This window comes from Pseudoalteromonas sp. TB25 (assembly GCF_000497995.1).
Taxonomy (GTDB): domain Bacteria; phylum Pseudomonadota; class Gammaproteobacteria; order Enterobacterales; family Alteromonadaceae; genus Pseudoalteromonas; species Pseudoalteromonas distincta.
In genome coordinates this window covers 1-6,783 of record NZ_AUTI01000068.1, presented here as the reverse complement: position 1 = coordinate 6,783, position 6,783 = coordinate 1, and the positions used below count along the sequence as shown (strand labels likewise).

The 6,783-nt window shown below is 38.5% G+C and carries 7 protein-coding genes and 1 pseudogene; 4 read left to right on the top strand and 4 right to left on the bottom strand.

Going from position 1 to position 6,783, the window contains the following annotated elements:
* Together L652_RS0101340 and lpxC are read left to right on the top strand one after the other, a co-directional pair.
* Window positions 1–521: pseudogene (locus L652_RS0101340) on the top strand (cell division protein FtsZ); the annotation flags it as partial.
* A 106-nt stretch (window positions 522–627) separates the two neighbouring features.
* A complete protein-coding gene (gene lpxC, locus L652_RS0101335) occupies window positions 628–1,539 on the top strand; it encodes a UDP-3-O-acyl-N-acetylglucosamine deacetylase (protein WP_002957999.1) in 912 nt (303 codons plus the stop codon).
* 81 nt (window positions 1,540–1,620) lie between these two features.
* Here the strand turns inward: lpxC and yjjG are convergent, their stop codons facing one another.
* The 3 genes from yjjG to L652_RS0101320 all read right to left on the bottom strand — a co-directional run bounded on the left by yjjG (window position 1,621) and on the right by L652_RS0101320 (window position 3,817).
* Window positions 1,621–2,295 (bottom strand): pyrimidine 5'-nucleotidase, encoded by a 675-nt coding sequence (gene yjjG / locus L652_RS0101330; protein ID WP_024595173.1) that lies wholly within the window; start codon window positions 2,293–2,295, stop codon window positions 1,621–1,623.
* A 13-nt stretch (window positions 2,296–2,308) separates the two neighbouring features.
* Window positions 2,309–2,854 (bottom strand): inosine/xanthosine triphosphatase, encoded by a 546-nt coding sequence (gene yjjX, locus L652_RS0101325; RefSeq protein ID WP_139015375.1) that lies wholly within the window; start codon window positions 2,852–2,854, stop codon window positions 2,309–2,311.
* 63 nt (window positions 2,855–2,917) lie between these two features.
* Window positions 2,918–3,817 carry a phosphoribulokinase gene (locus tag L652_RS0101320; RefSeq protein WP_002958002.1) on the bottom strand — a complete coding sequence of 300 codons (900 nt, stop codon included), beginning with the start codon at window positions 3,815–3,817 and terminating at the stop codon, window positions 2,918–2,920.
* A 156-nt stretch (window positions 3,818–3,973) separates the two neighbouring features.
* Between L652_RS0101320 and L652_RS0101315 the strand changes: the two genes are divergently transcribed.
* Both L652_RS0101315 and L652_RS0101310 read left to right on the top strand, forming a co-directional pair.
* On the top strand, window positions 3,974–4,849 hold the full coding sequence (locus L652_RS0101315; RefSeq protein WP_024595175.1) for a hypothetical protein: 876 nt from the start codon (window positions 3,974–3,976) through the stop codon (window positions 4,847–4,849).
* Window positions 4,850–4,924: 75 nt separating this feature from the next.
* Entirely contained in the window at window positions 4,925–5,290 is a 366-nt protein-coding gene (locus tag L652_RS0101310) for a hypothetical protein (RefSeq protein WP_007376965.1), read from the top strand.
* 77 nt (window positions 5,291–5,367) lie between these two features.
* Here L652_RS0101310 and L652_RS01000000123155 read toward each other — a convergent pair.
* The coding region (locus L652_RS01000000123155) for an ERAP1-like C-terminal domain-containing protein (protein ID WP_024603208.1) at window positions 5,368–6,783 on the bottom strand (1,416 nt) is incomplete at its 5' end.

Sequence of the window (6,783 nt, the reverse complement as noted above, 5' to 3'; positions counted from 1 at the left end):
AAGCCGCTATCTCAAGCCCACTACTAGAAGACGTTGATTTAACAGGTGCTAAAGGTATCTTAGTTAATATTACCGCTGGTATGGACATTGCGATTGAAGAATTTGAAATTGTTGGTAATCACGTTAAAGCACTTGCGTCAGAAAACGCAACGGTTGTTGTTGGTGCGGTAATCGACCCAGAAATGACTGATGAGCTACGTGTAACGGTTGTTGCAACTGGTTTAGGCGGTGATCGTCGTCCACAGTTTGGTATTGTTGATAACGGCTTTAAAAAAGCATCAGGTTCTGATGTTGCAAGCACATCAAACCAAACGAGCAGTATGTACGTACCAAGCTTTGCAAGCCAAGATACAAACACTGAAGAAAATACGACTAAAGAGCAAGCGCAAAGTAAAGAAAAAGCGCCTTCAACGAGTTCAAGCAGTTCAAGTTCTTCAGCGCAAAATAGTAAAAAAGCAGATAAATCAGAAGGTGGTGATTATTTTGATATTCCCGCTTTTTTACGTAAGCAGGCAGATTAACATTTAATAATACTTTTGTTTGAAATATATACAAATATTGAAAGGCAAAAGGATTTATGTTAAAATCCGCCGTCTAACTGTAACTGATTTAAAAGTGAGCATACCTATGATTAAACAGCGTACGATTGCACAAGTAGTCAAAGCCATAGGAATTGGACTTCATAAAGGTGAGAAGGTCACAATAACTCTCCGACCTGCGAGCGCAAATACTGGGATTGTATTTCGTCGTGTCGACCTTGATCCGGTTGTTGATTTTGAAACAACACCTGAAGCCGTTGGTGATACGCAGTTGTGTACCTGTTTAATTAACAAAGATGGTGTTCGCTTATCAACTACTGAGCATCTTATTGCAGCTGTTGCTGCAATGGGCATTGATAATCTAATTGTAGAATTGGACAGCTCAGAAGTGCCGATTATGGATGGTAGTGCATTACCATTTATATATCTGTTACAAAAAGGCGGAATTGAAGAACAAAACGTTGCTAAACGCTTTATCCGTATTAAAGAAAAAGTACGCATTGAAGAAGATGGCAAGTGGGCTGAAGTTGAACCATATGATGGTTTTCATATCGACTTTGAGATTGCATTTAACCACCCAGCTATCAATGAAAGTCGCCAACGTATTGGGTTGGATATAACAACGCAAAGCTTTATTGAAGAAATTAGCCGTGCGCGTACTTTTGGATTTATGAAAGATATTGAATACATGCATGCAAACAACCTAGCGCTAGGTGGTAGCATGGATAGTGCTGTGGTACTTGATGAATTCAAAGTTTTAAATCCTAATGGCTTACGTTATAGCGATGAGTTTGTTAAGCACAAGATATTAGACTGTGTTGGTGACATGTTTATGACAGGTCATAATCTTTTAGGTAAAGTAACTGCATTTAAATCGGGTCATGATTTAAATAATAAATTACTTCGTAAAATTATGGCTACAGAGTCAGCATGGGAGTGGGCAACATTTGAAACGCCTGTGACGATGCCTGCACCCGGTCTTGAGTTAGCTCCAGCCTAAAAGCAGCAAATGAACAGCTCGCAAACAGTTATAAAAAATGACGCTAATTAGCGTCATTTTTTTTGCGTAAAATTTACTCTATTATAACTCTAAAAGATCTTGTAACTGATTTAAATGAGTTACTGTATAAGTTGGCTTTATTCCTTCGGCTAATTGCTCACCAGGGTGTTGTAACCAGCAAGTATCAATACCTGCATTGTTGCCGCCAAGTATGTCGCTTGCAGCAGTATCACCCACCATAAGTATCTCGCTTTTATCAGGGTTACCCATTAGCTCAAATGTGTGCTCAAAAATCGCTTTATTTGGTTTTGCTATACCCACAAGTTCAGATATTACTAACCATTCAAACATATCTTTTAAGCCAGTATGCTCAAGGCGTACGGTTTGTAAGCGGGCAAATCCGTTAGTAATAATACCTAATCTAGCATTTGGCTTAAGTTTATTTAAAAGCTCAATAGCACCAGGTAATGGCTCGCAAATTTGCGCCATAGAATCTAAAAAAGCATCGTTTAGCTCTTTTGCTGGCACATTAAGTTTTGAAGCCCACTCATTAAAGCGTGTTACTTGTAAGTAATCTGCGCTAATAGTGCCATTTTGATAATCAACCCACAGCTGCTTATTGGTTTTTTGATAATGAATATAATCGTCTTGGCTAAAATCTACGTTGTAAGCTTTAAACATGCGAGTCATGCCCGCTAAAATATCAAACCTAAATAAGGTTTCGTCTGCATCAAACAATACATAGTTGTACTTCATTAAACTTCCTAAATTAATTTGTTTGGCCGTATAGCTCAGGGTGTAAAAAAGGCGCCATAGCTAAAGTGAGTGCTTGTGTATAGGTACTTTCGCGCGTGGCATGATTGTTGGTAAGTAGACCAATAGCGCCACCTTTTTGTTTAACGTTGGTGGTATTAAATGCTTTGTCCATTACATCGCCAAGTTCTTCACCTTTAAGTAATGCATTATAAAGTACTTGGGGTAGAGGAAGGTTGCTGCTACGCCCTACAACTTGATTTAAGGCATTATCAATAACAACGTAAGCAAAGGTTGCTGCACCATAGCTAAATTGCTCTGCACCGCCTTCCATTGCAACGTAATAGTGAGCTTGGTGGTGCTCTTTACAATAATTAACACGGTTTTGTGCGCCAACACGTGTTTCTTCTTCGCCAATAGGTTGATCTGGCACATTGGATGGAGCATCAACACCTTGGCAATCAATTTCATGTTTAGGGAAATACATTGCAAAAATATGTTTAGCCGCGTTAATTTTGACAGGGTTTTTAGAACCCACAATAATTTTTAATGAGTACAACACAATGTCCCTTATTGTTACTAAAATCAGCAGTGTACGTGAGAGAGCTCAATCTTAGAAGAGGAGTTAAATAGGTATATCCAAAGGTGCTAAGTTTTCCAGTGCACGCTTTTTCAAAATAATATCTTTAATAAGTGGAGTAAGAACCAGCTCCATAGCTAAGCCCATTTTGCCCCCTGGTACTACAAGCGTATTAATACGAGACATAAAACTGCCTTCGATCATCCGTAAATAATAAGGAAAATCAACATCATCAATACCCCTAAAGCGAATAACTACAAAGCTTTCATCAAGAGATGGAATATCTTTGGCGCTAAATGGGTTTGATGTATCAACGGTCGGCACGCGTTGAAAATTAATATGGGTACGAGAAAACTGCGGGGTAATATGATTTATATAATCATCCATACTGCGTACAATAGAGCCCATAACCGCTTCGCGAGAGTGGCCTCGTTCGGATGTGTCGCGTATTAATTTTTGAATCCACTCAAGGTTAATAATTGGAACCATGCCTATTAATAAATCGACATGCTTTGCAACGTCTACATCTTGATCAACTACACCACCGTGTAACCCTTCATAAAACAAAATGTCAGTATTATGGTCAAGATCTTGCCAAGGTGTAAATGTACCTGGTAATTGATTATACGGAACGGCTTCATCAAAGGTATGTAAGTAGCGGCGTAACTTTCCTTGACCTGTTTCGCTATAGTTTTCAAACAACGTTTTTAAAGCGCCAAAGTCATTGGCCTCTCGGCCAAAGTAACTAATATGTTTACCTTCTTGTTGTGCTTCTCGAACTTTTTTATCCATTTCGGGGCGAGTGTAACGATGAAAGCTATCTCCTTCGACAAAAGCCGCTTGAATATTAAGGCTACGGAAAATATGTTTAATTGCATTCGTTGTGGTGGTTGTACCCGCACCAGATGAACCCGTAATCGCAATAATAGGATTTTTAGCTGACATGTTAATTCTCTTTTTAGGACCAGGTTTTATAACCAGACTAAACTTAACATTATTTTAAGTCGTTTGGGTATCTTAAGAGTTGACTGACTTAGCTCAAGTGACGCCATCAGCAAATAACGTTATCATGAGGTGCTTAAAATTAAAACGAGAGAAAGCATGAAACTTATTAAACCATTACTTGGATTATTTTCTATAGCAGCGCTGAGCCCAATAGTGGTGCAGGCTAGCATGCCAAAAAGCCAAGTATTACTTGCTGATTTAAATACACCTTTCGGGGTACAAGTTAGTATAGTGAGCGATAAAAATAGTTATAACAACCAACCGCACTTAACAAGTACAGGTTTATACTTTACTCATGAAGTAATTAATAAAGGGCAAAGCCAAACTGATATTGCTTATTACGATTTAACATCAAAAAAAGTTACCAATATAACTAACTCTCCTGTAAGCGAATATTCGCCAACGGTTATGCCAAGTGGTGATGCGATATCAGCGATTGTTGTAGAAGCTGACGGTAAGCAAAAATTGTGGCATTACCCACTCAAAAATGAAGATGCGCCAAGTCGTATTTTTGATTGGATTGAACCTGTTGGATACCATGCATGGGGTGTCCAAAATGATTTAGTGATGTTTATTTTAGGAAAGCCTCACACTCTTCAATATACTTCTGTTGCACAAGCGAAGGGGGAAATAGCTGCCAGTAATATTGGCCGAACGCTTATTTATAACAACTCAATGGCTGCATTTTTATTTAGTTACACTAAAAACGAGCAACACATTTTAGCGAGTTTTAATCCACAAGATAAACAAGTTGAAGACCTATTAAGGTTACCGGCTCAAGTTCAAGATTTTATTTTAAAGGATAATGCGACCATTGCTTATGCTATTAAAAACCGCGTTTATCAGCGTAAACTTGATGGAAGTGATGAAGTATCGCAATGGCTTAATTTAAGCACCTACTGCGAAACAAATATAACAAGAATGAGTTACAACAATGAAAAACTCGCTTTTGTATGTGATATAACAAAGTAAAGCAGACAAATAAATTCAGATTTTATTGTGTGTATGCGTTAATCTAATACGCAAATTAACTAATAGGGATTACACGTGGCTTATAGTGCAGACGAGCTGACAGAACAGCTCATTAAATTACAGTGCAGAAGTAATTTTAAGATTAAAAATATTGCAGAGTACATGTTAGTAAACTCTAAAGAAGCATTTTATACCCACAGCGAAAGCGGCAAGGGTAAAATAGTAATTCGCCCTGCATTTGAAGTATTTAGTGATGATTTTAATGATATAGATGGCGTAACACGTGCGCAAGGGTACTTCCATAGCAGTGAGATGACACGCTTTCCTACGCGCATTTTTAAAAGCGCTCAACCTATTCACTACGGTGTTGCGTTTAAAATAAACTCTGAGCAAGCAGCCAAAGATTTTATAGCCAAGCTAACTATGATTATTGGCAACTAATTTTATATAAAAAGTAAAAAGCCGCTGAATTTATATTCAGCGGCTTTTGTATTTTTATAGCTCAATAAACCTAATAATTACTTACTTTTTAAAAAGCTATTAACCGATTCAAGTTCACGTGTTTTAAGCGCGATACAATCGTTTGTGCTTTCTTCAAGCTTACTTAATGTACGAGCGTAACCAGCTACATCAGCTACTTTTTCGTTAAAGAAGGTTTTTGTTGTCGCTAAGCTTTCTGCATCACAGCTTGCAGTTGTAAAGTACGGCAAGTTAGGAATAAAGAAAGGCGGTAAGCTTGCTGTTACTTTATCGTAGTTACTGTAAACCCAATCAATAAATAACGCTTGGCGCTCATCTGTGTAACTTTGACCTGACAAAATAGTACGCATGTCAGATGCCGTTACTTCATCCGTTAAGCTATAAGCTAATACCGCTTTTTGTAACTCAGGTTTACCAAAAAAGCCCATAGCTGCAAGCATGTTTGTGCGTACTTGCGGATCTTTAGTCGTTTTAAACGTTGTCATGAATTGATCAAGCAGCGCTTTGTCACCATGAAAAGCAGCAAGAGTTAAGTACGTACCCGCTAAGTATGGGTCTACTTTTTGTGGATCATTTAAATAAACCTGCGTTTGTTCTTTGGCTTTATTGATGACGTTTTGATCTTCACCATCAAAACCTAAGCGTGATACAACGGCTGCACGAAGTTGTGCAATAGCACCATCTTCACCCGCTTTTGCTTCTAAACCATATTTTTTAGCAGCAGGCGTTACTGCACCGCGAATAAATTCAGGCCATAGGTCTTTATTGCTATCGTCTTTAAAAGTGCGCTGTTGCGACACTAAGTAACCTAGTGCGGTATTTGCTACGCGAGGGTGGCTATCGCTTACGAACACTTCAAGTGTTTGCATTAACTTAGCAGCAGATATAACACCAGCATCAAGTAGCGCATCAGTAGCAGATAGTAACGCTAAGCGTTCACGGTCACTCAGTACGCTTGGCGCCTTTTTAACAAGTGCGCTAAATTGTGCATCATCCATTACCCAGCGGTAGTAGCCTAATGCACCTTGGTCAGGATAAATCCACTCTGGTTCAAAGTCTAAATCTAGTGTTTGGCTTTGTTTATTAAGTAATACGTTTGCTGTTTTTACTTTATCGCCAGCACCATATTTAATTGCAACAGGTACATTCCATAGCTGCTCTGGCGCATCAACGCCTGCGTTTACAAAGCGGCTTTGTGAAATAGTTACTTTGCTACCTTGTTGAGTTACTTTAACTAGTGGGAAAGAAGATTGCTCAATAAACGATTTTAAAACACTCGCTACGTCTTTATTTGATGCTTTACCAAGTGCTTCCCATAAGTCGGCCGCTTCTGCATTTTTATATGAAAACTCTTTTAAATAACTTTGAATACCTTTTTGAAATGCATCTTCGCCAATCCAGTTTTCAACCATAGCAAGTACTGAGCTGCCTTTACTGTAAGCAAGACCTAAACC

Coding starts and splice junctions, on each gene's coding strand:
- L652_RS0101315 (WP_024595175.1), top strand. CDS start 3,974: ATGAAACTTATTAAACCATTACTTGGATTATTTTCTATAGCAGCGCTG.
- yjjG (WP_024595173.1), bottom strand. CDS start 2,295: ATGAAGTACAACTATGTATTGTTTGATGCAGACGAAACCTTATTTAGG.
- L652_RS0101320 (WP_002958002.1), bottom strand. CDS start 3,817: ATGTCAGCTAAAAATCCTATTATTGCGATTACGGGTTCATCTGGTGCG.
- lpxC (WP_002957999.1), top strand. CDS start 628: ATGATTAAACAGCGTACGATTGCACAAGTAGTCAAAGCCATAGGAATT.